Annotated in this window: 24 protein-coding genes; 12 read left to right on the plus strand and 12 right to left on the minus strand. The window is 71.0% G+C overall.

The window, feature by feature from the left end; translation table 11 throughout:
* Genes ACFYVL_RS09495 through ACFYVL_RS09515 form a run of 5 tightly spaced genes read left to right on the plus strand, consistent with a single transcriptional unit; the run spans position 1 to position 6,421 of the window.
* Positions 1-756 carry a TnsA-like heteromeric transposase endonuclease subunit gene (locus ACFYVL_RS09495; RefSeq protein ID WP_389242474.1) on the plus strand — a complete coding sequence of 252 codons (756 nt, stop codon included), beginning with the start codon at positions 1-3 and terminating at the stop codon, positions 754-756.
* Positions 753-1,742 carry a helix-turn-helix domain-containing protein gene (locus ACFYVL_RS09500; protein ID WP_389242476.1) on the plus strand — a complete coding sequence of 330 codons (990 nt, stop codon included), beginning with the start codon at positions 753-755 and terminating at the stop codon, positions 1,740-1,742. Before ACFYVL_RS09495 ends, ACFYVL_RS09500 begins: the two co-directional genes overlap by 4 nt.
* Before the next feature lie 19 nt (positions 1,743-1,761).
* Positions 1,762-3,576 (plus strand): AAA family ATPase, encoded by a 1,815-nt coding sequence (locus ACFYVL_RS09505; RefSeq protein ID WP_389242478.1) that lies wholly within the window; start codon positions 1,762-1,764, stop codon positions 3,574-3,576.
* A gap of 26 nt (positions 3,577-3,602) precedes the next feature.
* The gene (locus tag ACFYVL_RS09510; RefSeq protein ID WP_389242586.1) at positions 3,603-6,173 is read left to right on the plus strand and encodes a TniQ family protein; all 2,571 of its coding nucleotides are present in this window, start codon (positions 3,603-3,605) and stop codon (positions 6,171-6,173) included.
* A 38-nt stretch (positions 6,174-6,211) separates the two neighbouring features.
* Positions 6,212-6,421 (plus strand): hypothetical protein, encoded by a 210-nt coding sequence (locus tag ACFYVL_RS09515; protein WP_389242480.1) that lies wholly within the window; start codon positions 6,212-6,214, stop codon positions 6,419-6,421.
* A gap of 45 nt (positions 6,422-6,466) precedes the next feature.
* On the opposite strand, the gene ACFYVL_RS09520 is transcribed toward ACFYVL_RS09515, so the two are convergent.
* The 6 genes from ACFYVL_RS09520 to ACFYVL_RS09545 all read right to left on the minus strand — a co-directional run bounded on the left by ACFYVL_RS09520 (position 6,467) and on the right by ACFYVL_RS09545 (position 11,300).
* Entirely contained in the window at positions 6,467-7,234 is a 768-nt protein-coding gene (locus tag ACFYVL_RS09520) for an SDR family NAD(P)-dependent oxidoreductase (protein ID WP_389242482.1), read from the minus strand.
* Positions 7,235-7,271: 37 nt separating this feature from the next.
* Positions 7,272-8,528, minus strand: coding sequence for an MFS transporter (locus tag ACFYVL_RS09525; RefSeq protein ID WP_389242484.1), 1,257 nt, complete (start codon positions 8,526-8,528; stop codon positions 7,272-7,274).
* Positions 8,529-8,572: 44 nt separating this feature from the next.
* Positions 8,573-9,091, minus strand: a complete 519-nt coding sequence (locus ACFYVL_RS09530; RefSeq protein ID WP_389242486.1) for a cyclophilin-like fold protein — start codon at positions 9,089-9,091, stop codon at positions 8,573-8,575.
* Positions 9,088-9,771: an SDR family NAD(P)-dependent oxidoreductase gene (locus tag ACFYVL_RS09535; protein WP_389242488.1), complete on the minus strand. Its 684-nt coding sequence runs from the start codon at positions 9,769-9,771 to the stop codon at positions 9,088-9,090. Before ACFYVL_RS09535 ends, ACFYVL_RS09530 begins: the two co-directional genes overlap by 4 nt.
* A 63-nt stretch (positions 9,772-9,834) precedes the next feature.
* A complete protein-coding gene (locus tag ACFYVL_RS09540) occupies positions 9,835-10,245 on the minus strand; it encodes a cupin domain-containing protein (RefSeq protein ID WP_389242490.1) in 411 nt (136 codons plus the stop codon).
* A 38-nt stretch (positions 10,246-10,283) separates the two neighbouring features.
* Positions 10,284-11,300 (minus strand): zinc-dependent alcohol dehydrogenase family protein, encoded by a 1,017-nt coding sequence (locus tag ACFYVL_RS09545; protein ID WP_389242492.1) that lies wholly within the window; start codon positions 11,298-11,300, stop codon positions 10,284-10,286.
* A 223-nt stretch (positions 11,301-11,523) separates the two neighbouring features.
* On the opposite strand from ACFYVL_RS09545, the gene ACFYVL_RS09550 reads away from it, so the two are divergent.
* On the plus strand, positions 11,524-12,405 hold the full coding sequence (locus tag ACFYVL_RS09550) for a helix-turn-helix transcriptional regulator (RefSeq protein WP_389242494.1): 882 nt from the start codon (positions 11,524-11,526) through the stop codon (positions 12,403-12,405).
* Between the two features lie 138 nt (positions 12,406-12,543).
* Here the strand turns inward: ACFYVL_RS09550 and ACFYVL_RS09555 are convergent, their stop codons facing one another.
* Positions 12,544-13,575 (minus strand): alpha/beta hydrolase, encoded by a 1,032-nt coding sequence (locus tag ACFYVL_RS09555; RefSeq protein ID WP_389242496.1) that lies wholly within the window; start codon positions 13,573-13,575, stop codon positions 12,544-12,546.
* Positions 13,576-14,187: 612 nt separating this feature from the next.
* On the minus strand, positions 14,188-14,922 hold the full coding sequence (locus ACFYVL_RS09560) for a DUF6518 family protein (RefSeq protein ID WP_389242498.1): 735 nt from the start codon (positions 14,920-14,922) through the stop codon (positions 14,188-14,190).
* A 158-nt stretch (positions 14,923-15,080) separates the two neighbouring features.
* Between ACFYVL_RS09560 and ACFYVL_RS09565 the strand changes: the two genes are divergently transcribed.
* Together ACFYVL_RS09565 and ACFYVL_RS09570 are read left to right on the plus strand one after the other, a co-directional pair.
* Complete coding sequence (locus ACFYVL_RS09565; protein WP_389242500.1) at positions 15,081-15,668, plus strand: hypothetical protein; 588 nt, start codon at positions 15,081-15,083, stop codon at positions 15,666-15,668.
* Between the two features lie 956 nt (positions 15,669-16,624).
* Positions 16,625-16,936 (plus strand): WhiB family transcriptional regulator, encoded by a 312-nt coding sequence (locus tag ACFYVL_RS09570; RefSeq protein WP_389242502.1) that lies wholly within the window; start codon positions 16,625-16,627, stop codon positions 16,934-16,936.
* A 3-nt stretch (positions 16,937-16,939) separates the two neighbouring features.
* On the opposite strand, the gene ACFYVL_RS09575 is transcribed toward ACFYVL_RS09570, so the two are convergent.
* The 3 genes from ACFYVL_RS09575 to ACFYVL_RS09585 form a co-directional block, all read right to left on the minus strand.
* Positions 16,940-17,284 (minus strand): STAS domain-containing protein, encoded by a 345-nt coding sequence (locus ACFYVL_RS09575; protein ID WP_389242504.1) that lies wholly within the window; start codon positions 17,282-17,284, stop codon positions 16,940-16,942.
* A 484-nt stretch (positions 17,285-17,768) separates the two neighbouring features.
* Complete coding sequence (locus tag ACFYVL_RS09580; RefSeq protein WP_389242506.1) at positions 17,769-17,960, minus strand: hypothetical protein; 192 nt, start codon at positions 17,958-17,960, stop codon at positions 17,769-17,771.
* Between the two features lie 404 nt (positions 17,961-18,364).
* Entirely contained in the window at positions 18,365-18,568 is a 204-nt protein-coding gene (locus ACFYVL_RS09585; RefSeq protein ID WP_389242508.1) for a cold-shock protein, read from the minus strand.
* A gap of 561 nt (positions 18,569-19,129) precedes the next feature.
* Between ACFYVL_RS09585 and ACFYVL_RS09590 the strand changes: the two genes are divergently transcribed.
* From ACFYVL_RS09590 to ACFYVL_RS09600, 3 genes are all read left to right on the plus strand, one after another.
* A complete protein-coding gene (locus tag ACFYVL_RS09590; RefSeq protein ID WP_389242510.1) occupies positions 19,130-19,996 on the plus strand; it encodes a SigB/SigF/SigG family RNA polymerase sigma factor in 867 nt (288 codons plus the stop codon).
* A gap of 992 nt (positions 19,997-20,988) precedes the next feature.
* On the plus strand, positions 20,989-21,708 hold the full coding sequence (locus ACFYVL_RS09595; protein ID WP_389242512.1) for a GAF domain-containing protein: 720 nt from the start codon (positions 20,989-20,991) through the stop codon (positions 21,706-21,708).
* Positions 21,709-21,823: 115 nt separating this feature from the next.
* Entirely contained in the window at positions 21,824-22,225 is a 402-nt protein-coding gene (locus ACFYVL_RS09600) for a DUF6415 family natural product biosynthesis protein (RefSeq protein ID WP_389242514.1), read from the plus strand.
* 246 nt (positions 22,226-22,471) lie between these two features.
* Here ACFYVL_RS09600 and ACFYVL_RS09605 read toward each other — a convergent pair whose 3' ends face one another.
* On the minus strand, positions 22,472-22,993 hold the full coding sequence (locus ACFYVL_RS09605) for a hypothetical protein (RefSeq protein ID WP_389242516.1): 522 nt from the start codon (positions 22,991-22,993) through the stop codon (positions 22,472-22,474).
* A gap of 857 nt (positions 22,994-23,850) precedes the next feature.
* Here ACFYVL_RS09605 and ACFYVL_RS09610 point away from each other — a divergent pair.
* Positions 23,851-24,543, plus strand: coding sequence for a GAF domain-containing protein (locus ACFYVL_RS09610; protein WP_389242518.1), 693 nt, complete (start codon positions 23,851-23,853; stop codon positions 24,541-24,543).
* The last annotated feature ends 162 nt before the right edge of the window (positions 24,544-24,705 follow it).

Raw genomic sequence — 24,705 nt, forward strand, 5'->3', positions numbered from 1 at the left:
ATGGCCGGACAGCACGCGACACGGAGTCGCCCTGAGCGCGAACCCCCTGCGGCGTCGATTCGACACCTGGACGGGACGACTCGCCAAGTCCCGCTCCAACGACTGCGGTTCGAGGACTTCGTCGAGTCGAGCCCGTGGCGTCGGGTCCGTGCGGTACACGGCATGGCGCACTTCTCGGGCGACTACGCGTCGGCGACGATGGACGGCCACATCGTCTACGAGAGCCGGCTGGAGCTGGCCCGTCTGCTGCTCGCCGACTTCGATCCGTCCGTCGTCGGGATCTACGCCCAGCCCTTGCGCATGGTGGCGCGCATCAACGGCAAGGTCCGCAGCCACGTTCCGGACTTCCTCCTGGTGACGGATGCCGGGACGGTGCGCGTGGTCAACGTAAAGCCGGCTTCGCGCTTAGAGGATCCACGAGTGGCCGATGCGTTGGCCTGGCCCGGAAGCCTTCTCGAAGGGCTCGGTTGGGAGTACGAGGTCTGGTCGGGTGCCGAGCCGAGCCTGGTGGAGAACGTGCGGTTCCTGGCCGCCTACCGCCACCGGGGTGTCGTGCCCGACGCCGCAGTGGAACGCGCGTGGCGGGAGGTGGTCGACGGCGAGGAACTGGCGGTCACCGAGCGGCGGCTGGCAGGAGACGGCCAGCCCGAGGAGGTCCGGCCGGCGCTGATGGCCCTGCTGTGGTCGGGGCGGCTGACCACCGACCTGGCAGCGGGGCCGCTGTCGGGCGAATGCGTTCTGCGGAGGCGCGGATGAGCCAGTGGACGACGACGCTGCGGCCGGGACTGCCGATCGCCTTCGACGGTGAGCAGTTCACCGTCGCGGAGATCGAGGGACGTCGCGTGCTCCTGCGCCAGGTGGCGGTGGCCGGACCGCCGAAGCTGCGGCAGATCGACATTTCCCTTCTGCTCGGCGATCCGTCGACAGAGATCCTGGCGCAGGCTCCCCCCGAGACGACGTCGTCCGCCGCGCTGCTGAGCGGCCTTGCCGGGGAGGAGGACGACGAGCTGACCGTGAAGGTGCAGCACATCCAAGAGGTCCTGACCGGATACCGGCTGGGCGACGCATCTCTGGCGCAGGACGGGGAGCCACGGGCGGACTTCCTGCCCGGCATTCCGCTGTTGCACCGCTACAAGGTCAAGGCCGCTGAACTTGGCGTCGGCGTCACCACCGTCCGCCGGTGGACCGCCGCGTTCAGGAAGGCGGGCCCGGCCGGGCTCGTGCCGGACCGGCCCGCGCGCAGCGTGGTGGAGCGGGCGGATCACCGCTGGGTGGAGATGGCCGAGGTCGTACTGAAGGCGCACGTCAAGTCCAGCCGTCCGGTGCGCGGCCTGATCCTCACCGAGATCGAGGAGCGTCTCGCCGCCCAGCACGGCGCGGGCACGGTGCCGCTGCCGGGCAGCACCATGGGCTACGAGCTTCTGCGGCACCTGTCGAAGGGCACGAACGCGTTCGAGGGCAGCACGAAGGGCAAGCGGTCGATCGCGGATGCCCCGCAGGGCACGTACGGCAGGCTGCGCGCTACGCGACCCGGCGAGTACGTGGTCCTGGACACCAACAGCCTGGACGTCTTCGCGATGGAGCCGCTGACCTGCCGGTGGGTGAGGTGCGAACTCACAGTCGCCATGGACCTCTACAGCCGGTGCATCGTGGGCCTGCGGCTGACGCCGGTCTCGACGAAGTCTGTCGACGTGGCCGGGGTGTTGTACGAGACGGTGCGCCCGCGCGAGGCCCGCCGGTGAGCCGCTGCCGTACGCCGGGGTGCCGTCCACGGTGGTGGTCGACGCGCAGAAGCTGGTGGACCGGCACGGGCAGCCGCTGCTACCGACGGTCGCCACGGAGACGATCGTCTACGACCACGGCAAGGTCTACCTGTCGAACCACATCCGCAGCGTCTGCGCGAAGCTGCGGATCTCGCTGCAACCCGCCCGCCCCAAGACGCCGACCGACAAGCCGGTCGAGCGCTGGTTCCGCACCCTGAACGAGGGCCTGCTGGCCGCGCTGCCGGGCTACAAGGGCTCGGATGTGCACAGCCGGGGCGAGAAGGTCGAGGAGGAGGCGTTCTTCTTCCTCGACGAACTCGAGGCGGTCATCCGGGACTGGATCACCACGGTGTACCACCGGCGCCGACACCGCGGGCTGTGCATTCCGGAGGTGCCGGGGCTGAAGCTGAGCCCGCTGGAGATGTTCGAGCACGGTGTCACCCGCGCCGGCCCACTACGCATCCCGCTGCGCCCCCATCTCGCGCTGGACTTCCTTCAGGAGTTCCGCGTCCCGATCCATCACTACGGCGTGGACATCGACGGCCTGCGCTACAACGGCGACGGGCTGAACGGCTACCGCAACCAGCCCAGCCCCTACCGCGGTGTAGACGCGGGTAAGTGGCCGATCGCGATCGACTCCGGGGACATCACGCGGGCGTACTTCCAGGATCCCCGGACCCGCACCTGGCACGTACTGCACTGGGAGCACGCGGCGGCGCTGGGCATGCCGGTGAGCCGGGAGGCCCTGGGCTACGCCCGCCGACTGAGCCGGCAGAGGGACCGGTTCCCGGACACCAAGCGCGCCCTGGTCGAGCTGCTGGAGCGCTGGGGCGCGGGCCTGACACGCGATCGCACCGAGCGCCGCATGGCGGTGCGGCTGTCCCAGGAACGCCCCATCGACACCCCGCAGCTTCTGGCCCTGCACGCCGACCTGCGGGAGATCGTGGAGGCGAACCGCCAGGACGGCAACAAGACCAAACCGGCGGCCCTCATCGACGCCCACCCCGGTCTGGGTAAGAGCACCGCGGTCCGCGCCTACGGCTGCGACCTGTTTCGCTGCCAGGTGAGCCTGCGCGGGGCGACCACACCGGCCGGAGACCGGCGGGTGCCGGTGATCTACATCGCGCTGAGCGGCAACACGCAGATCCGCGGTCTGAACGCGGCGATCTGCCGGTTCTACGGGCTGCCCATCAAGGGCGACGCCGACACGCTGGCCGAGCGGGCCGTGGACGCCGTGCTGGCGATGAAGACCGTCGCCATGGTCATCGACGACATTCACTTCCTGGCCGGCAGCACGTCCAACTCCGTACGCATGGCCAATCAGCTGAAGTACCTCGCCAACGTCTTCCCCCTCACCCTGATCTACGTCGGCGTCGGTGTCCAAGAGCGCGGCATCCTCCACGAGGGCTTCGCGCCGGGCGACAGCCCGCTCGCCCAGTTCGGCCGCCGCACCACCGCGCTGACGCTGGCCCCGTTCCAGGTTGCCGACGAGGAGGGCCGCCGCCAGTGGCGGCTGCTGCTCAAGACGATCGAGCACAAGCTCGTCCTGGCCGAGACCTATCCCGGCATGCTCGCCGAGGACCTCTCCGACTACCTCTTCGCCCGGTCCACCGGTCACTTCGCCTCCCTGATGGCCTTGATCAACCGTGGCTGCCTGCGCGCGATCCGCACCGGCGCCGAACGACTGGACGAGGAGCTGATGGATACGGTGAAGAACGATGCCGCCGCCGAACAAGCCCGCCAAGAGCTCCAGGCCGCCATCGCCGCCGGGTTGCTGAGCACCCGGCCCGCCGAGCACCGGAGGTCGGCCTGACCACTTGGAGCGCCGAGCGCATTCCCCTGGCGGTCGCGCCGCATCCCGGAGAGGCTCTGGACAGCTGGCTGGAGCGGTACGCGCACCGACTGCGCACGCACACCGTGGACTTCGCCGACTTCCTGGGCCTGTCGCACGCCTCCCTGCGCCGCCTGGTGCGCCGCCTCGACCCCGATGAGGCGGACCTGCTCCAGGCCCGTACCGGCGTCGAGACCGAGCGGCTGCGGGAGATGACCCTGGAGCGCTTCGACGGCTCCCTGGTGCGCATCGCCGCGACGAACCGGCGACTGACGGCTCCGGCCCACTGGCGGGTCTACGGCACCACCTCGCGCTACTGCCCCGCCTGCCTGGCCGACGACGGGGGACGATGGCAGCTGCACTGGCGTCTGGGCTTCACGTTCGCCTGCACGCGCCACCGCCTGCTGCTCCTGGAGCACTGCCCCGACTGCGGAAAGCGTCCGCCGGTCGCCAGCGGCGGCAACTACCGCATGCTGCCCCGACCGGAAGCCTGTCGGGCTCTGACCGACCGCACCGGACGCGGGGCCCGCTGCGGCTATGCGCTCACCGAGGCTCCTGCCCTGCGCCTGGTCGACGGCGGCGCGGTTCTGGCGGCCCAGGAGGAGGTGAACGCGGCGATCATCGCCGAGCACCGCAGCCCCGCAGCGCTGGAGCGGGCTGGCGAGCTGTCGCATCTGGGCCGCCGAGCCCTGCGTGCCATCCGCACGAGTCCCCAGCAGGTCCCGGCTATCGCCCTGGAGATCGCCGACGCATGCGGACGCACCCCGCACTCCCCAGGTCAGGACGGCCAGTCGTGGGAGGTTCACGACGCGGCCAACGTCGCGATCGGCACCACCCTGGCCGCTGTTGCCACCGACCCCGAACACCCGCACTGCGAAGCAGTGTTCGCCTGGATGTGCCGGTCGTCCGAGCAGGAGATCTTCGAACTGCGCGAGCATCCCACCCGCAACCTGGCCAACTGGATGCCGGCGGGTCCCCGGGTCCTGCGCCGCATCCTGGCCGCCTCCGATCCGCAGCTCACCCTCAAGGCCCGCCTGCGCTACGGCACCGCCACCGCCGAGCCCGCCGTGCCCCACCTGACCGAGGCCGACATCACCGTGCGGGCATTCAAGACACCCGGCATGCTCTGGCCGTCGTGGACACTGCGGCTGCTACCGCCCAAGAGCCCCCACCAGGCCCGGATTGCGGGCCTGCGCCGGGCGTGCGCGAGCCTGCTACTCATTCCCGGCGGCCCGGCCGGACACCGCACGGCCGCCCGCATCATGGGCAACGCGCAGTTCCGCAGCAGCCTGGAGGCGCTGCTGGCGTTCGTCGACGCCGACCACCTGTGCACCAGCCTGGTCCACTACGCGCGCCTCCTCGACGCGCACGACGTGCCGATCAACTACCAGCGCCGCAGGGCCCTGTTCGGCGACCCGTCACGGGAGCTGCTGCTCGACGAAAGCGCCCACTGGCTCCTGTGCAAGGAGCTGGGCCACCGGCAGTACCAGCAGGTCCACCTGCAGCGGCTGCGCTGGCAGCTGCGACGCCTGCTGCTCGGAGCCGATCCGGAGACCGGCAACCACGCGCCCGCCTGGACACATCGCTTCGCCTACCGCACACACCCCCGCATCTTTGCTTTCCTACACGAGCAGGCCCGTCGGAATCTCAACGCCCACCATCTCGGCGACGAGCCCGTGGTCTGGGAGCCGCCGGCGCACTGGCTCGACGCACTCGAGCTGCCCCAACCGCACCTCGATCTGCCCGACGAGCGCGTCCGTGCGCTGCTGACCGCGGAGTCCACCGCGCGTGACGTCGCCCGGCAACTCGGCTTGACGGTCCACCAACTGCGGCTGCAGATGGAGAGCCGCCGCCTGACCGCGGCCACCCGCCCGCACAACAAAGGAACCTACCCCCGCCCGCCCCGACAAGGAGTTCTCGTCCCTCAACGGCTCCACGACCTCTACGAGCGTCAGGGCCTGCAACAGTTGCAGATCGCCGAACTCGCCGGCTGCTCCTCCGCCGTCGTCAAGACCGCGCTGAAACAGGCGGGCATCGCACGGCGGCCCCGCCGCGCGGCGGGCGAATTGAAGCGGACTGTTGATCCCGACTGGCTGCGCACCGAGTACCACGAGCTCGGGCGGACGGTCGCCGACATCGCCCGTGAGTTGGGCGCCTGCGGTTCGAACGTCGCGCAGCTTCTGGACCTCTACGACATAGCCCGCCATCCACCGGGCCACCGCGCACCTGCACCCTGGCAGCCAAGCCCTTTCGCGGGCCTAGGCATCCCTCTGTCAGCCGAAATGCAGTACGTCAGCACCCGCCGAGGCGGGCCCGACTGGTTGCGCACCGCCCTGTTGGTCCCCGGCCACCGCACTCGCCGCTCAGCCGCCCTCACCCTCGGCATCCCCCGCACCTCTCTCAACCACCGTCTGAAGATGCTGGAGACCGCCGCCGGATTCGAGATCTTCAACCACCGCAAGCGCCCCGTCGTCGCGACCTCGCGAGGCAAGACCCTCCTCGACGAAGCACAACGCCTCTTCCACCTGCTCGACCAGCAATTACCGCGCCGTGCCGACATCGCTCCCGCGCCGGAATGACGGGTTACGCAGATGGAAGAGATGGTGTGCTCCGGACGATGAATTACGTCGCCGCCGCTGTCGCCCAGCTCCGGACTGCGGGCCACGGCCTTCCAGCGAGGACACGGCCCGTCTTCCCCTCGCTCAAGCACTGCACCCTGCCCAGTCGCTACAGCTTCATCGCCAGCGTCCCGGCCGCCGGTGTGCTGCGACCCCTGCGCGCCCCGGCCGCAACGGAATTGGACGAGGACGACAAGGGCGAGGTGTGAGCCCGTATCCGGCAGCTCCGCTGTGCCGACCCGAGCAGTGCCCGGCTATTGGGCGGTGTAGCCGCCGTCGACGGGCAGGGCGATGCCGGTGACGTAGCTGGCGCCGTCGCTGCACAGCCACAGGACGGCCTGGGCGATCTCGTCGGCGGTGCCGAGGCGGTCGATGGCCTGGCCGCCTTCGGCCTGGTCGCGGTCGAGTTCGCCGCCTTCGACCATGGCGTCGACCATCGGGGTGCTGATCGTGCCGGGACACACCGCGTTGATCCGCACGCCGCGGGAGCCGTATTCGAGGGCGGCGCTCTTGGTCAGGCCGATCACGCCGTGCTTGGAGGCGTGGTAGGCGGCGCGGCCGGGGTTGCCGACGAGGCCGCCGAGGGAGGAGCAGTTGACGATCGCGCCGGTGCCCCGGGTGCGCATGTGGCGCAGTTCGTGCTTCACGCTCGCCCAGATGCCGCGCAGGTTGATGTCCTGGACGCGGTCGAACTGGTCGGCGCTCTCGTCGGCGGCGTCGGTGGGCGGGGGCATGATTCCGGCGTTGTTGTAGGCCATGTCGAGGCGGCCGAAGGCTTCGACGGTGCGGTCGACGGCGGTGGCGACCTGGTCCTCGTCGGTGACGTCGCAGACCAGCGCGAGGACCTGGTGTCCGTCGTCGGTGAGCTGCTGGGTGGCGGCGTTGACGGCGTCCTCGTTGATGTCGGCGAGGGTGACGGCCGCACCGGCTTCGGCGAAGGCGCGGGCGGTGGCCAGGCCCATGCCGGAGGACGCGCCGGTGACGAAGGCGACCTGACCGGTGAAGTCATAGGTGGGGTTCATGAAGGTGGCTCCCAACAGGTGTGTACGGGCGTCGAGTTCAGCGTGCGGTGGTAGCGGTGGTGGCCGTCTCCGGTTCGGCGGCGGCGTCGGTGGTGTGGTGGGCGACAACCCGGGAGGGGCCGGTGGTGCCGCGCAGTGCGAGGGCGATGAGCGGGAGCAGGGTGAGCGCGGCGAAGACCGCGCCGACCAGGGCTGGGCCGGTCAGGCCGAGGGAGGAGTCCAGGGCCCGCCCGGCGACGAGGGATCCGGCGGCGATGCCGGTGTTGTAGCCGGAGGTGGTCAGTGCCGAGGTCAGGGTGGGGGCGTCGCCGGCGAAGCGGACGGCGAGGGAGGTGACGACCGGGTTGACGGTGAACCCGGCCAGGGCCATGCCGAAGACCAGGACCACGGCGGCCACCGGGCTGTTCGAGGCGGGGATCAGGGCCAGCAGGATGAGGGAGGTGGCTGCCGACGCGGTGATCGTGGTGATCATCGGGCGGTGGTCGCCGAGCCGTCCGCCGATCGCGGTGCCGCCCAGTGCCCCGATCCCGAAGGCGATCAGTACCAGTGGTACGGCGCCGGCGGGGATGCCCGCCCGGTCGGTCAGCAGCGGGGTGATGTAGGTGTACGTCGCCAGGACTCCGCCCATGATCAGCACTGCGGCGCCGAGTGCGAGCCACAGCCGCCCCTGCCCCAGGGCGCGGACCTCGGCCCGTACGGAGACTTCGGCGCGCTGCCCGGTTCGGGGGATGAACCGGCCGACGAACGCGGCGGCCAGCGCGGCGAGGACGGCGAGTGCCCAGAACGGGCCGCGCCAGCCGGTGTAGTGGCCGACGAACGAGCCGACCGGCACGCCGATCACGTTGGCCAGGGTGAGGCCGCCCATCATGGCGCCGACCGCCCGGGTGGACCGGGCCGGGCCTGCTGCGGTGGTGGCGATGACGAAGCCGACGGCCCAGAACGCTCCGGTGGCCAGGGCGGTCACGACCCGGGCGGTGAGTACGACGGTGAAGGAGGTGCTGAGTGCGGCAACCGCGTGGCCGAGGGCGAAGACGGCGAGGGCGCCGATGAGGGTGTGGCGCTGGGGCAGGCGCAGGGTGGCCATGGCCATGGTGGGCCCGCCGATGATCATCCCGACGGCGAACGCGGTGATCAGCAGGCCGGCGTGGGACACGCTGACGTTCAGGTCGGCGGCCATCTCGGGCAGCAGTCCGGCGATGACGAACTCGGTGGTGCCCATCAGGAACGTGCCGGCGGCGAGCACCCAGACGACGAAGGGCAGTTTGCCGGGGACAGGCCCGGTGGCGGGGGGCATGCGAAAGCTTCTTCCCGTACGAGGAGGGGTGGTGCTGGGGGAGGTCAGGAGGCGGCCTCGATGGTGATCCGCTGGGCCCCGGCGAGCTGGTCGGCGTCGGCGTCGATGTGGCCGAGGACCAGGAGGTCGGAGGAGGCGGAGGGGCCGTCCTGGTAGAAGAGGGCGAGGTTGCCCCAGGGGGCGTAGTAGGCGAGGTCGCCGGTCTTCGGCGCCTGCGGTTCGGGCGCGTTGTCGGTGGTCAGCTTCCTGGGCGGGTCGGCGATCCGCTCGGTTCCGTGGAAGTCCTTGAGGTCCAGGGTGAGCGGGAGCAGGGTGGCCAGGTCGCGGGCGGCGGGGCTGTCGTTCAGGGTCGCCTCGACCTCCTGTCCGTCGATGGTGACGCGGGTGTCCATCGGGGTGCTCCTGTCTGATCCGGTCGGGCTCGCCGAGGCGGACGACGCAGCGGAAGTGGTGGAGGGGGTCTGCTCGGCGGAGGAGTCGTCGGAGCAGGCGGTCGCGGCCAGCAGCAGCACGCCGGCGGCGGCCGTGGCGGTCAGGGCCCGGCGGAGGGTGGAGGTGGTCATGGGGTGCCGTCCTGCGGGTCGGGCATGGGCTCGGCGTAGTGCCGGAAACCCGTGCGGCCGGTGTGCAGGCCGTACAGCAGCTCGGCCAGCTTCTCGGGGCTGGAGGTCGCCGAGTCGGGGCTGATGGCCCCGGGCACGATGAGCTGGGCTGCGTGGATGTTCTCCGGCGCGAGCGCGGTGTGGAGCATCTGCCCGTAGGCGCTCTCGGCGGCGAACGCGATCGAGGTGCCGGCCACGCTGGCCTTCGGGCGCACCGCGCTGCCGCCGTTGACGAACAGCAGGCTGCCCCGTCCCAGCTCCCTCATCCCGGGCAGAACTGCGTTCACGCAGGTGAGCGGGCCCTTAACCGAGAAGGCCAGCGGGTCGTCCAGGTCGGCGGCGGTGGTGTCCAGGACCGGCTTCATGAAGTCGCTGCGGGGCACCGGGCTGAACTGGAGGACCTCGACGGGCCCCAGGGTGTCGGCGGCTTCGTGCAGGGCTGTGGTGAGGGAGGCGGGGTCGAGGACGTCGGCGGTGAAGCCGCGGGCCTGGATGCCCTCCTGGGCCAGCTCGTGCACCAGGTTGTCCTGGTGCTGGATGCTGCGTGAGAGGAGGGCGACGGTGTGGCCCGCCTTGCCGAAGCGGCGGGCGGCGGCCAGGCCCAGGCCGGGGCCGGCGCCGACGAGAGCGAAGGTGGTCACGGTGGTTCTCCTTGAAGATGTGGGCGGGGCGGTTACCGGGTGGCGGGACGGTGCCGGCCGGGTTCAGCCGACGTCGGAGGCGGCGTGGTATTCCGTGTCGGTGACGGGGTTCAGCCAGTGCTCGACGTCGTGGGTGTCGTCGCCCTCGTTGATGGCCAGGTGGACCATCAGCCGGTTCGGCGCGGCACCGTGCCAGTGCTCCTCGTCGGCCTCGAACAGGACACGGTCACCGGGCCGGATGACCTCCACCGGACCGCCACGGCGCTGGCACAGGCCGATCCCTTCGGTGACGAAGACGGTCTGCCCGAGCGGGTGGCGGTGCCAGTGGGTCCGGGCACCGGGCATGAAGTGCACCAGGTTGGCGGTGACCCGGGAGGGGGTGGGCGCGGCGGCGACGGCGTCGATGTAGACGTCGCCGGTGAACCACTCCTGCGGACCCTTGGCGGTGTCGATCGAGCTGCGGGTGATCTGCACGGAGTTTCTCCTCGTACGGGGGGCGTGGCGGGGCGGCGTCAGGGGGTGAGGAGGGTCTTGATGGCGCGGCGCTCGTCCATGGCCTTGTAGCCCTCGGCGACCTGGTCCAGGGGGAGGGTGAGGTCGAAGACCTTGCCCGGGTCGATCGCACCGGTGAGGACGCGGTCGATGAGGTCGGGGAGGTAGCGGCGGACGGGGGCGGGGCCGCCGCGCAGGCCGACGTGGGAGAAGAACAGCTCCTGGCCGTCGATGGCGACCTCGTGGGGGACGCCGACGAAGCCGACGTTGCCGCCGGGGCGGGCGGAGTGCAGGACCTGGCTCATGGACTGCGCGGTGCCGACGCACTCCAGGACGCTGTCGGCGCCGATCCCGCCGGTCAGCTCCTTGATCCGGGCCACGCCGTCTTCGCCGCGCTCGGTGACGATGTCGGTGGCGCCGAACTCGCGGGCGAGCTTCTGCCTGCTCTCGTGGCGGGACATGGCGATGATCCGCTCCGCGCCCATCTCCTTGGCGGCAATGACCGCGCACAGGCCGACCGCGCCGTCACCGACGACCACGGCGGTCGAGCCGGGCCTGACCTCTGCGGCCTCCGCCGCCCACCAGCCGGTGCCCATCACGTCGGAGACGGCCAGCAGCCCCGGCCAGAGCTTCTCGTCCGGCACGCCGTCGACGGCGACCAGGGTGCCCTGGGCGTTGGGGATGCGGACGTAGTCGGCCTGGCAGGTGGACATGAACTCGCGGTTCAGACAGCTCGACTGGAACCCGTTGCGGCAGTTCACGCAGGTGTTGTCGGAGGTCGCGAACGAGCCGACGACCAGCTGGCCGGGCTTGACCGCGGTCACCTCGGAGCCGACCTCCTCCACGAAGCCGACGTACTCGTGGCCCATCGGGTGCGCCGCGTCGGTCGGCTCCGCACCGCGATAGGGCCACAGATCCGACCCGCACACGCAGGTCACCGCCGTGCGGATGATCGCGTCGGTCGGCTTGAGGATCTTCGGGTCTTCAAGGTTCTCGAAACGGATGTCGCCAGGGGCGTGAATCACTGCGCCGCGCATGAGAGGGGTTCCTTTGCGTTACCGGGTACAGGGTGCGGGCCCCGGAACACGGACGGCGGACCGCCCGGCCGGGTGCGGAGCTGCCCGGATTCCGCCTGGCGGGCGGGACGGGAAGCACCACGCCTTCCAGGTAACGCCCTCCTCGGACGTGGAGCGAGTCACTGACAAGGGGTGTACTGGCAGTGCATCCCTTCGGCCGCGTGCGGGACGTACCGTCGAAGGCATGGACAACCGTGAGGAGGTCCGCGAGTTCCTCACCTCGCGGCGTGCCAAGATCACCCCCGACCAGGCCGGACTGCCCTCCGGATCCCGCCGCCGGGTGCCGGGCCTGCGCCGCAGCGAGGTCGCGGCGCTGGCGGACATGAGCGTGGAGTACTACTCGAAGCTGGAGCGCGGCGACCTCTCCGGAGTGTCCCCGGGCGTCCTCGAAGCCCTCGCCCGCGCGCTGCGGCTCGATGACGCCGAGCGCGCGCACCTGGTGAACCTTGCCCACGCTGCCGACGGCTCCGACGCCCTCACCCGCCCCCGCCGGCGTACCGCGACCCGGCAGTGGACACCCCATCGCAGCCTGCAGTGGACGCTGGACGCGATCACCGCCGGACCGGCTTTCGTCCGCAACGGCCGGATGGACGTCCTCGCCGCCAACGACCTCTTCCGCGCCTTCTACACCGACCTCTACACGACACCGGGCAACCAGCAGAACCTGGCCCGCTTCACCTTCCTCGACCCCGCCGCCCGCCGCTTCTACCCCAACTGGGACTCCTTCGCCGACATCACCGTCGCCATCGTGCGCACGGAGGCCGGCCGCAACCCCCACGACAAGGACCTCCACGACCTCGTCGGGGAGCTGTCCACCCGCAGCGACGAATTCCGCACCCGGTGGGGTGCGCACAACGTCCGCCACCACAGCACCGGCACCAAGCACTTCCACCACACGGCTGTCGGCGACCTCTTCCTCGCCTTCGAGGGCCTGGACATGGCCGCCGCCACCGGCCTCACCCTCACCATCTACACCGCCGAACCCGGCTCCTCCTCCGAAGAGGGGCTGCGCCTGCTCGCCACCTGGGCCGCCACAAAGGCCACCGAACGGTCAGCCAGCGGGTGACCTGCGGTCGACGAGAAGGGGCACCGAACCTCGTCGGGTTCGGTGCCCCTTCTCCGTGCGCCATTCGAGGGGGGGTGACCGGCAGCACGCTGCGGGTCACCCCCTCCGCGCAGAACGGCCCGCTCGGGCCTGCCGGGCTCAGAGGTGCTTGTCGAAGAAGCCGGTCAGCTTGCCCCACGGGATCAGGTCGACCTTGTCGTAGAGGTCGACATGCCCGGCACCGGGAACGATATGGAGCTCCCTGGGCTCGGGGGCCTTCGCGTAGGCGTCCTCGCTGTAGTAGCGGGAGTGCGCCTTCTCGCCCGCGATGAACAGCAGCGGGCGCGGGGCGGTCAGCTCGATCTGGGCGAGCGGCATGAAGTTCGCGATCGCGCCGAGGCTGGTCAGGGTCAGGGGGTGCGAGCGTGGGTGCTGGCCGCGCGGTGTCGCGTAATACTCGGCGAACTCGTCCGCCGCGGCCTGCTGGGACGGCTTCAACGGCACCGCGCTCCCGCCGCCATAGCGCACCTTCCCGCCGTCGAACTCAGCCCACCGCTGCTCGGCAGCCTCGGCCAGAGCCCGCTTGCGCTCCGCGACCGTGTTCTTCTCGCCGGGGATGGGGGCGTAGCCCTGGCCGTCGCGGTAGGCGCGGCCCATGTCGTACATGCTCACCGTCGCCACCGCCTTCAGTCGCGGGTCGATCTGCGCGGCGCTGAGGGAGAAGCCGCCGCTGGCGCACACCCCGATGACCCCGATCCGGTCCCGGGTCACGTACCGACGGGTGCCGAGGTAGTCCACGGCGGCGCTGAAGTCCTCGACGAACGTCTCCAGCGAGGCGACGTGCCGGGGCCGCCCGCCGCTCTCGCCGTTGTAGGAGGCGTCGAACGCCAGCGTCACGAAGCCGCGCTCGGCCATGGTCTGCGCGTACAGGCCCGAGGTCTGTTCCTTCACCCCGCCGAACGGATGGCCCACGATCAGCGCCGGCGCACGGCCGCGCAGCCGCTTGGGGCTGTAGAGGTCGGCCACCAGCTCGATGCCGAGCCGGTTACGGAAGGACACCTTCTTGTGGTCGACCTTGCGGCTGCGGGGAAAGGTCTTGTCCCACTTCGGTCCTCCCCGAGCCGCCTGCGCGTAAGCCGTCGTGCTGCCGGCGGCGGCGAGCGAGCCGGCCGCGACGGCAGCACCACCCATCAACAGGACCTGACGTCGCTGTGGACCAACCCGGCTCCCCCGCGCGGGCCTCGACTCGCGAACCTCGTCAGAAGTCATTTCTAGCCTCTCCGGAATTCGTGCGTAGACGGACTGAGAGCCATCAATGCGCCCTGCTCTCCCGCAAGGACCAACTCGTTCCGTTGGGAGACCGGTTGCGCTCACCGTCTGCTCGGGCGGCGCGGCGGGATGGCTCCTGAATCCACAGCCAACCGCGATGTCAGGTCATGAGGGAGACCCTGGTGAAGGGTGTACCGCCAGGGCATCCATCGACCAAGACCGACCGGTCCAGCGACCCCTACCTCTGGTCCGCGCTGGCCGCGTGAAGGTACAACTCGTGCGCCCGTTTGGTTACTACGTACGGAGGCTGGCGCGAGGCTTCGCAACCACATGGTGCGTCGGCCGCGGCCGACCATCTCATCAGCGCCTCGCGCCGAACAGGTCCGTGTGATCGGAATCGATCGGTAGCGCCGCGGCGCGCAACATAGCCGATGATCACCGGTTTCCCAAACCGGCGATCGTCGCGACACTTGAAGCTCACCTCCAGCCGCGAATCTCAGCTCTCCGACGCCCGCATGCTCGCGGAGCCAGCCCTCAAAGGAGTAACCCCATCTCCCTCCCCACCACGCTCACGACCCTGCCCGCACATGGCGTGCCCGTTACGTACAGCCACCACCAAGGCATCGACCGCCGAAGCGAGTGCCCATGATCGCGCGATGAGCCCCACGCATCAGAATGCTCACCACGGTCAACGCCCCAGGTAGCCGGACGGCTGATGCTCACGAAATCGCGGAACCTACAGACGGCGAGGCAGGCCCATGCCTGGGGGGCGTACTGCAGAACCCAGGCATAGTGGAGACCTTCCATGCCGAACACCCCGGCCAGGGCGGCAAGGCCGATGACACGGCGGCGCGGGCTCTCCCCCCGCCACCACACGGCCGCCACCCCGAACAGAGGGCCGGCGATGAACGCCATACCGACCCAGATCAGAGGCGCGAACAGCGAGCCCATGCCGTCGCGCGCGAACTCCGCGTAGGCGTAATAGCCGACGACGAGACCCAACTCGGCGAGCTGGCCCGCAACGACGGCGGCTGGCAGGCCGACCTTGCGGGCCAGCAGCGCGCCCGCGACGAACGCGGAGACGGACCAGACCGCACCGGAATTGGCAATCTGGTCCCACGGGTTCGGAAGCCAGCCCTGGCCCAGATTCGTCAGGATGCCGAGAAGGACTCCTCCGACCAGGGCCGACACCGATGCCAGGGCCCAGGCTCTTCCGCTCGTACCGGGCACTGCGGCGATGGCAGGGGACGCGCTCATGGTGGTGCTCACTTCTCGATCCGGGACAGCACGGCTCACACCTCGTGGTGCAGTTGCTAAGGACGCGCAGCGGATCCGAGGGACCCGTTCGAGGGACCCAAGGGACCGGCCGCCCGAACCGTGACCCGCCCCCCTTTGCCTCAATAGAACATGTGAACGAATATGGGGGCATGGCAGGCAGACCGGCACACCCCCGCACAGCACCCCCCACCCGGGTGCTGCCTCCGGTGCGTGTCGCGCTGCCGGACGGCGAAGTGCGGGCGCTCCTGGTCCGCCAGTGGCAGACCGCCCGCGGCACCTGGGTGTGCACGGTGGCCCTGCGCGCCTGGGCGAGCCGGGCCGCCAGCACCGGCGAAGACCTGACCGAGGACCTGATCGAGATCGACGTCCCCGCCGCCCGGGTCGGCAAGGTGCCGGGCATCTCCTACGAGGGCGTCCCGGTCCTGCGCGCACCGCACCCCACACCACCCCCAGCCCCTGCGGCACCCACAGCACCCCCGGCGCCCGAGCCGGCGGTCACCAACGTCCCCAGGACGAAGGGGGGCGAGCCCGGGTGGCTCGCCGAACGCACCAAGCCGACCACGACCCAGCACCTGCGGGTGCGGTTTCACGCCGTGACGGACTGCTGGACGCTCACCGGCGAGAAGGGTGCTGTCATGCCCGTAGCCCAGGCCCGGCACATGATCGACATCGACCCCGCAGCCGAGTCCTGCGAAGCCTGCACCGGCCCGACCCCACCGACCGCAAATTCCCGATGACCCCGCTCTGCTCACCGCTTCCCGCAGGGGCGCCGGTCGCGGAAACCCAGCGGCTGATCCGCCCGGGGCATGGGTCGTTCTGAGGTGTTCAGAGGCCATGGCTGCTGTTGCTGCCCGTGCAGCAGCCCCCCCGTACGTGCGGCAGGGGCAGGGCCCGCGCCCTCCGGGGGGGGACCGGAAGGGGGCGGACCCTGCTGCCATGTACGCGCACCGGTGCGCGCGGAGCCGGCGGACCGGTCGGCCCCCATGGCTCTCTGCGCAGCGTCCCGCTGCGGCCGGGTCGTGTCGACCCCCTCTTTTCCGGCGCGCGACCCGCGCAGACGGGCTGCGCGCGGAGCATCCGGTGAGTGCGGGCCCGCACCCCCGGGTGAGGTGGTCGGCCGAGGGTGCGGGTCCTGCTGCCATGTGCGTCCTGCCGCGCGTGGGGCTGCCATGCGCAGGGCAGCCCCTCATGGCCTGCCAGGAGTCTGCGGGTCCGGGGGGAACCTGTCGATCCGCCGCACGGGTGAGGAGCGCAGAACTTGCGACGGGGTACGTACTGACGCTGGTTGCACAGACCGGCGTGGCGGGGCGGGGTGGTGTGCGGGGCCCCCTGCGGTGCAGGATGATCCGCACCAAGTGTGCGTGGAGGGACGGTCGTTTGGGGCGGCCGTCCCGCACGTGTCCCGTCGGTCGGGGCGCGCACCACGCACCGCAGAGCCCGGCGGGACCCACCACCCCCTCGCCGGGCTCTGCTGTGTGCGGGGACGGCCAATTTGGGGTGGCTCGGAAGGGGCGCACCGGTGAGGGCGGCAGGGGACCGCGTACGCGTAGCCGAGCAGCTCCGGCCAGCGGGTCACTCGAAAGGGTGTACCTCGTGTTCCGGGGGTGCCGCCCGCCAAGGCGGGGAACGTACGGTCACGCAGGTTCGTTTGGTACACAAGATGCTGCAGTGACAGGCGGGGGAGCTGACGACAGTGCAGAAGCAGGAGAACTGGGCGGCGCGGGCGAAGTGCCGGACCGTCGACGCGGACGCGTTGTTCGCCGAGGGCGCCGCGCAGAACGCGGGCACCCAAGTGTGTACCGCCTGCCCGGTGCGCACCGAGTGCCTGGCGCACGCCCTGGACCAGCGGATCGAGTACGGGATCTGGGGCGGCATGACCGAACGCGAGCGCCGCGCCCTGCTGCGCCGCCGCCCGGCCGTGTCCTCCTGGCGGCTGCTGCTGGAGACTGCCCGCGAGGACCACCAACACCACGACAAGGCTTTTGCCGGGCGGCGCGCGGCGTAAGGGTCAGGCCGCAGCGGGCAGGGCGTCGGCGAGCGTGGGGTACAGGAGCAGGACCTGGTCGGCGCCGGTGATGCCGAACAGACGGCATACCTGTCGGCCGGGGGCGGCCAGGCGCAGCGTGGTGGCGCGGTGAATTTGCAGGAGCAGGTTGAGTGTCATGGAGTCGGCGTAGGTCACCGCATCCAGGTCGACGACGATGGGTGCACCGGTTGCGGCGGCGGTTTCCAGGGCTTCGCGCAGCGGCGGCAGGGAAGCGAGGTCGAGGTCGCCTCGGGCGACGACGATGTGCCAGCCGCCGCGGGTGTACTGGCCGGCGAGCGGGCCGGGCCGGCTGTGGTGGTCGGGCACAAGTGCTCCCAGGCCGGGCGGGATCCGGGCACACGGTCGTCACCGTGCTGGCGGCCCACTACCCCTGCCAGGCCCTTTCGAGGCTACGCGGGCCCTTTCGGGGCGGGCCACGGCCGGGGCGGGTTCTGCGCGGGATGTTCACCGCGGCTGCCCGCCCTCCTCCTTTCCGTGCCCCTGCCACTTCAGCGGCGCACCCCGGCCAGGCGCGGAGAAGGTCGTCACCGCGGTCTTCACACTCTGACTCTCGCGACGACCGGAGTGCAGGGCCCGCGTACCAGCGGGGATCCGACGGTGCGGGCCCTGCCGCCATGTGCGCGCTCCCCCCGGCAGCGCGCCCAACCGGCTGCTCCCCGGCCGGTCCCCATGGCTCTGAGCGCAGAGTCCTGCACGGGAGTGGGTCTGTCGAGACCTGCCGCGCCGGAAATGCGGGAGCGGGGGCCGGCCCCCGGACCGGATTGCCGCGCGGGCCAGGGTCGGCTCGCCGTCAGTCCGGGGCGGGCGGGGCGCCGGGAAGGCTGCCGTCGGCGATGGGGAGGTGGGTGTGGCCTTGTGACCAGTGGTTGACCCAGTTGCACAGGGCGCAGGCGTACCGGCCGTTGATGCCGTCGACGTCGGCGTGGCAGCGCGGGCAGGTCGAGGACGTGATCTCCAGCAGCACGGGCTCGGGCGGCTCCATGCCTTTCCGTCTTCCCGGGTACGGGCGGGCATCACAGCGCCCGGGCCCCGAAACCGCTTCTCTCCGCAAGCTTCCTTAGGGAGCGGTAGCGCACAGTTGCTGTCCCCAGGGGGGTGTGGTGGGCCCCGGCAGCGGAGCAGTGCGCCGGGGCCCTGTTGCGGCACACTGGCACCATGGCACAGATGCTCAGCGGATGCAGGGACCCACGCCCATCCGGATCAGGTCACGGTTCCGACCGGATCGGGGAGGCAACGATTTGCTGTGCCCGCCCGCGCTGCCAGGCGTCCGCGTCGTAGGCGGCCCGTCAGGGCCGCTGTGAGCGGCCGATTCCGTGCGCGGCGGGGCGGGCACGCGTGTCCGAGGACCGCCAGGTGAAGTACCGGGGTGACCGTGCTGCCTGTGGGTCAGGCGGGGGTGATGTTCTCCGCCTGCGGGCCCTTCTGGCCCTGGGTGATGTCGAAGGTGACGGCCTGGCCTTCCTGGAGCTCGCGGAAGCCGGAGGCGTTGATGTTGGAGTAGTGGGCGAAGACGTCGGGGCCTCCGCCGTCCTGCTGGATGAAGCCGAAGCCCTTTTCTGAGTTGAACCACTTCACGGTTCCCGTTGCCATGCTCAGTGCCTCTCACGTCCTGCCAGGCCCGCACAGCGCGGGCCGCCTGGAGAGGATCATGCCCCGCCGATGTGCGGAAGAACAGGGCCTGCGGATCCGGACTCGAACGGCCCATCGCCCCCTGGGGGCCCGCTTCCGCAAGATTCGGCGGATCCTCGGCCCCGCCCCAGCCACCCACCGGCTTCTCAGCCTGGGAGCTGGGCCTCTCCGGCTGTCTGGGCAGACTGGGGGAAGCTGCCTGGTGGCAGGCGGCTGTCACCCGATTACGTGCGTGAGGTCGACACCACCGGCTTGCCGGGGATGCACTTCATGAGAAGGCGGCCGGTGGTTTCCGGCTGCGAGTGCACTGTTTCCGGCCGTGATCTCGCTGCACGGCAGGTGTGCGGGCCCTGCTCCTGTTTTGGGTGGTGGCCGTAGGGCAGGCGTGCCTTGAACGCCTCTTGCGTGTGCTTCGGACAGCAGGCACTCCACCACGTTCACCACTCGCGTGCCATGACAGCGCCCTCGGACAGCATCGGGGCCGTTGGTGGGACGGCGTGGTGACTATTTCCTGGAGTTGCCATGACTGCCGTCCCCGCCACCGCCCCGCACACCCCGCAGGCCCGGGAGGACTCCTGTGCTGCCCGCTCCTCGGATGCCGTGCGCAGGCAGCACGACGACGCCCCCGACACCGGCGACCTGTTCCTCCAGGCCGCCCAGCTGGAAGGGGCCGCGCGGGAGCGGCTCCTGGCCGAGATCACCGACCGGTGGCTGCCGATGGCACACCGGATCGCGGCGAGGTACCGCAACCGCGGCGAGCAGCTGGAGGACCTGGAGCAGATCGCCGCGCTGGGCCTGGTCAAGGCGGTCAACCGGTTCGACCCCCAACGGCAGTTGCCGTTCGAGGTGTTCGCTATCCCCACGATCACCGGCGAGGTCAAGCGGCACTTCCGTGACCACCTGTGGTCCGTCCACGTCCCCCGCCGGATCCAGCAGCACCGCAACCAACTGCGCAGGGCCCGCCAGGAACTGGCCGAGCTCAGCGGCGGGGATCCCACCCTCGCCGAGCTGGCCACGCAGGCCGGCCTCACTCTGGACGAAGCCCGCGAGGGGCTCGGGGCGCAGCATGCCTTCGCTTCGCTGTCCCTGGACCGGCCCACCGCCGAGAGCGGCACCGACTTCTCGCTGAAGGACATCCTGGAAGCCACCGAGACCGGGTACGCCCTGGCGGTGGACCGGGAGGCGGTGAAACCACTGCTGCGGGCTCTCCCAGCCCGGGAGAAGACGATCCTGTACCTGCGCTACTTCGACGACATGACCCAGGCCGACATCGCCCGCAAGGTGGGCCTGTCCCAGATGCACGTCTCGCGCATCCTCTCCCGCACCTGCACCCGCATCCGCCAACAGGCCCTGCTCACCGGCGGACACCGACCCGCCCACGCGGCGTGAACCCGCCCGCCGGGAGGGCAGACGCCCGGAGCGAACGAGGGCCGGGTTTGGTTTTCCGGGAGCGGGCAACTCGGTGCGGCAGGCCCTTTCTGAGGCCCTGGTGCACGGTTCGCGGGGCTTCTCCCGCCCCCGGGAACCGGTGGCAGGGCGTGCGCCCTGCGGCCCGTGGCGACCGGTCCCGCAGGGCGCACCCGCCCACGACTGCCGCTACCCCGCCGTGCATCACCCCCACGCCCCCGTCTTGGCGGACGGCCAGGGGCTCCGGCGGCTGCGTGCATTCCCCCGTATCTCTGCAGGATCGGGCGTCAGCAAGGTGGCGGGATGAGGGCCGGCGCCTCCTCCGTATCGTTTGCGCAGGGTGTTCTCCTTGCGGCGGAGTAGAGGAGTGTCCGGCCGGGCAGGGAGGACGAACGGCGGGGTGTGGTGTCGTCGGCTGCAGCTCCCCGTCGCCCCGTGCTGCTTGCCCGCACCTTCCTCGCCACCAGGCCCTGGCAGCCCGGACCGGCCATGGCGGGCTTTCGCCTTCCCGGGCCGGCGGCCCGGTGGTTCTCTGGGCGTGCCGGGAAGACCGGGGCTGGCGGCCTTCCCGTTGCGGCCCTCGCTCGGGCTGCGGAAGATTTCCCGCCGCCGCTGCGCCGTGCGGGGGTGCGCGGGCCGTGTTCCTGGGCATGGCTCGCGCCCGGCCGCCGTTACCCGCGCGGACACGACGGCGGCCGGCTCCCCGGTCAACCGGGCCATGAGCTTGTGCGTCCTCGCGGCCCTGGGCCCGCTCCGTCGGAGAGAGCCGGGCCAAGACCATCGGCAACCGCCCCCGGCGCGCTGCCGTTACCGGGAGCCCGGAATGCGGTGCAGGACCGTTCCGCCACGGGCAGGTCTGCCAAGAGGGTGTCTCCCGCACGGTAATTCGACACACTGAAGGCGGAACACGCCCGGCCCGGACCCCGCCGACAACAAACCCCTGGTAGCGGAGGTGGAGTCCGGGTGGGTATGTCATGAGTGAGCGGTTGCATGTGGCGGCGTACATCCTGACCGAGGCCGCCCAGGAGCCCGACCCCTACCATCTGCCTATCCGGGTGGCGCACGCGCTGCGCATCGGAATGCGAGCGGAGGGCGCCGCGGTCACCCTGATGCCGCACACGGCCACGGCCCAGCTGCTGTGCGCGTCCGACGACGTGGTACTGCGTCTGGAAGAGCTGCAGTTCGAGGTGGGCCGCGGCCCCGGCATGGCGTGCGCGGCCATCGGACAACCGGTGGTGGTCGCAGACAGCCGACAGGTCCACCCGCAGTGGCCCGTCTACAGCACGCTCGTGGGGGAGCAGCTGCCGCAGGTGCGCGCGCTGTGGGCCTTTCCGGTGGTGCGCGGCTACGAGGTGCTGGGCTCGGTCTTGCTGTACCGCACGTGCCGGTGGCCCGCCCGCCCCGGGGAGGTCGAGCAGGGAAGGCTTGCCGCCCGGGCGGTGGCCCGCCTCCTGGAAGACATGGACAGCACGATGCTGGCCGAGAACGGGGGCCGGCTGTGGGAACCGCGGGAGGTCGTCGAATCGCACTGGGGCAGTGCCCACCGGGCCGCGGGCGCGCTCGGGGAACACCTCGGCCTGCCGGTGTCCGACGCCCTGCTGCTGATGCGGGCCCGCGCGTTGAGCACCAACACCCCCCTCCCCCAGCTCGCCGCCAGCATCACCCGGAACCCCGCAAGCTGGGACAACCACTGAACACGGCCCCCACGGTGAGGGCACCCGAGGGAGCGGGCAATTGTTGGGGCAGGACGAAGAGTTCACGGCGCGGGCCGGGCGCGTCCGAATCCCGGCAGGAACAGGTACAGAGGACATGACCCCGCACCACTTCGCCGCGGCGAACGACCCCTCCACCCACGACCTGGCCCTGGACATCACCGGCATGACCGACACCATCAGGTGTGCGCACCGTGCCCTTGCTGCCCGCCCGCCCCAAACGCAGGAGATGCTGCTGGTGGCCCACCTGCTGCGCGGGCACCTCGCCCTCCTCCTGGCCGAGGTGCTGCCTCGCCTGAACACGATGGACCGCGGCACCACCCGCTGGGACCAGCACAAAGCCGACTACGACGCCGCCCGCCACACCCTGCACACCACCCCGGCCGACGACCGCCCGGGCGCCGCCGCGCTCCGGCTGCGCGAACTGGCCCACGCCTGCGAGCAACTGCTCGCCCTCCACACCGCCCCGCCGCACAAACCCGGCCCCGCCCCGCGCTGATAGCTGATCAGTGTGTTCCTCCGACCGGTCAACGCACCGGAACGCGCTGTCCCTTCGGGGTGGTCTTCCCGGCCTCTGTGCAGTGCTCTGCTGCGGGCGGGGCCTGTCGAGAGCCGTAGTCGTCCCCTTGGGGGGTCGTGAGATATCCCCGCTGGTGCGAGGTCCGGTGGCATCCTGGACACTTTGGCGGCGCGGCATACTGGAGGGTGCCAGCACATCTTTGACGGGCGATAGGCCCTGTTCAGGTCACCCCGGCAGGGGACGCACGGATCCCCTCACGCCGAGGTGCCGGCGTGCCTGTTCGATGTATTCCTGTCGTGCGGCGCGATAGTCCACGTAGGCTTGGTCCCAGCTGCCGCTGTGGTCCTGGCCGGGAGTCGCCCGGGCCAGTGCTTCCAGTAGCCACAAGCCCTGGTTCATCCGTTTCATGGCGGCGATGGTGTTCCTGTCTGCCAGTAGGAGCAGCGTTTCGGAGAGGGCAGTGCGGTGGACTTCCGCGTCCCCCAGCCGGTCAAGCACCACGGCAGTGGGTTCCAACGGGTGAGGGCCGTCGGTCAGCCCCCGGGCGACCGCGATCCGCCGGTACTGGTAGGCGAGATCCTTGACGGCATGCGCGTATTCGGCGTAAGCCGTCAGACGTTGTTTGTCCCACCGCACGGATTGCTCGCGCCGCCACTTGGCCCGCTCATTCAGGCTCGTCACCAGAAATGACGTGGCAGCACCGACAGCAACACCGGCGAGCGGAAGGATCTGACTGGCCATGTCCATGGGTCGATCCCCCGATCGTGCGTCCGCGCGTTCCCCAGTCTCCTGCCGTGTTGCGGGCCAAACCAGAGGCCGGACGCCGACTTCGAACGGCCGCACCGTGCGTTCGCCCCCCCCCTTTGCCTCACCTCGCACCTGAGTTCCACGCCCTGGCAACCACCGCGGAGGCGTCAAGGATGTGCTCGGACCGTCAAGGAATTCCCGGGACTCCGGTGCCCAACGTGTCCCGGGACTTCACACCGTCAGCCGTACGCCGTTCGCGGGGTTCGTGGGGCAAACACACACGTGCGCGACGGCAACTGGCTATCCTGCCGTTGGAGTTGGGATGTAGCTCCGGGCCGCACCGGCATGCCCCAGCTCCTTCCTCGTCTGCGGGATGACCCGCCGTTCCCTGCCCGCGCGGTACGACCCGCTGGAGCCGCACGCCGACACCGCGGCTCCCGCCCCACCTCCCCAGGGGGACCTCTCCCGCCTCCCCAGGGGGGATGCCGCGTACCGGAGCTCGCACAGCAGGCACGGACTCCGGTACGCGCCCCGGTGGCCGCCGCACACCCGGCGGCGGCCACCGCCCCACCCCTGGTGGGATCCCAGTGCAGCAGCCTGCCCCGGCAGGCCCCCACCTCTGCGGGAGGACGCCCCCTGCTCCTCCTGCTGCTGGTGCCTGAGCTGCCGTGCGGGGCGGTTGCGTCAGGGCCGGGGAATCGTGTCGTCCGGCAGGTGAAGAGGCCCGCAAGAGGGGCCTGTTGACGGCTCAACTGGTGCACAATAGGCGGGTACGCGCCTGGCCTGGACCCCGCTGAAGTTGTCCTTGATGCCGGTCTTCGTCGGGGGTGGTCATGCCGGAGCGGTTGCGTGTTGCTGTGCATCTCCTGACCGAAGCGGCCCTGGAGCCCGACCCGCTCCGCCTTCCGCTGCGGGTCGCGGATGCCCTGTGCGCCGGGATGGGCGCGCAGGGCGCTGCGGTAACCCTCCTCCCGCACACCGAAGGCGCCCAGCTGCTGTGCGCCTCGGACGAGGTGGCGCTGCGGCTGGAGGAGCTGCAGTTCGAAGTGGGCCACGGGCCCGGTATCGCCTGCGCGGCCGGCGGGACACCGGTGGTGATCGAGGACTGCCGGCAACCCCACCCCTTGTGGCCCCTCTTCAGCGCCACTGTCGGCGAGCAGCTCCCGCAGGTGAGGGGGCTGTGGGCGTTCCCGGCCCTGGGCGGCGACGAGACGCTGGCCACCATCGTGCTGTACCGGAGCAGCCCGTGGCCCGCGCACCCCAGGGCCGTTCAGCAGGGCGTGTTCGCCGCGTGGGCGGTGGCCCGCCTGTGGGAGCACCTGCAGGACGTGCTGCTGAACGAGCACGGACCCTCGTGGGAGCCCCGGGAGGTGATCGAAGCGCACTGGCTGAGCACCCACCGCGCCGCGGGCGCCCTCTCCGCCCGCCTCGGGGTGACGGTGACCGAGGCCCTGCTGATGATGCGGGCCAGGTCGCTGCGCACCGGCACCCCGCTCCCGCAGCTCGCCGCCGCCATCGCCCGCAGTCCCGCATCCTGGACCGACGACTGACGAACCCCGTAGCCCCGGGGCGGTGTGGGCGGACGACCGCGCATGGTCGCAGTCAGCCAGGAGCGTGCATATGGTCTGGCTCCCCCTGCCGACCGAGGCAGCCAGACCATTCCCAAGACCGTCGCTCCCAGGTCTGGGAGATGCGGGCGGTGACGCACCGCC

The organism is Streptomyces sp. NPDC004111, from assembly GCF_042874215.1.
GTDB lineage: Bacteria > Actinomycetota > Actinomycetes > Streptomycetales > Streptomycetaceae > Streptomyces.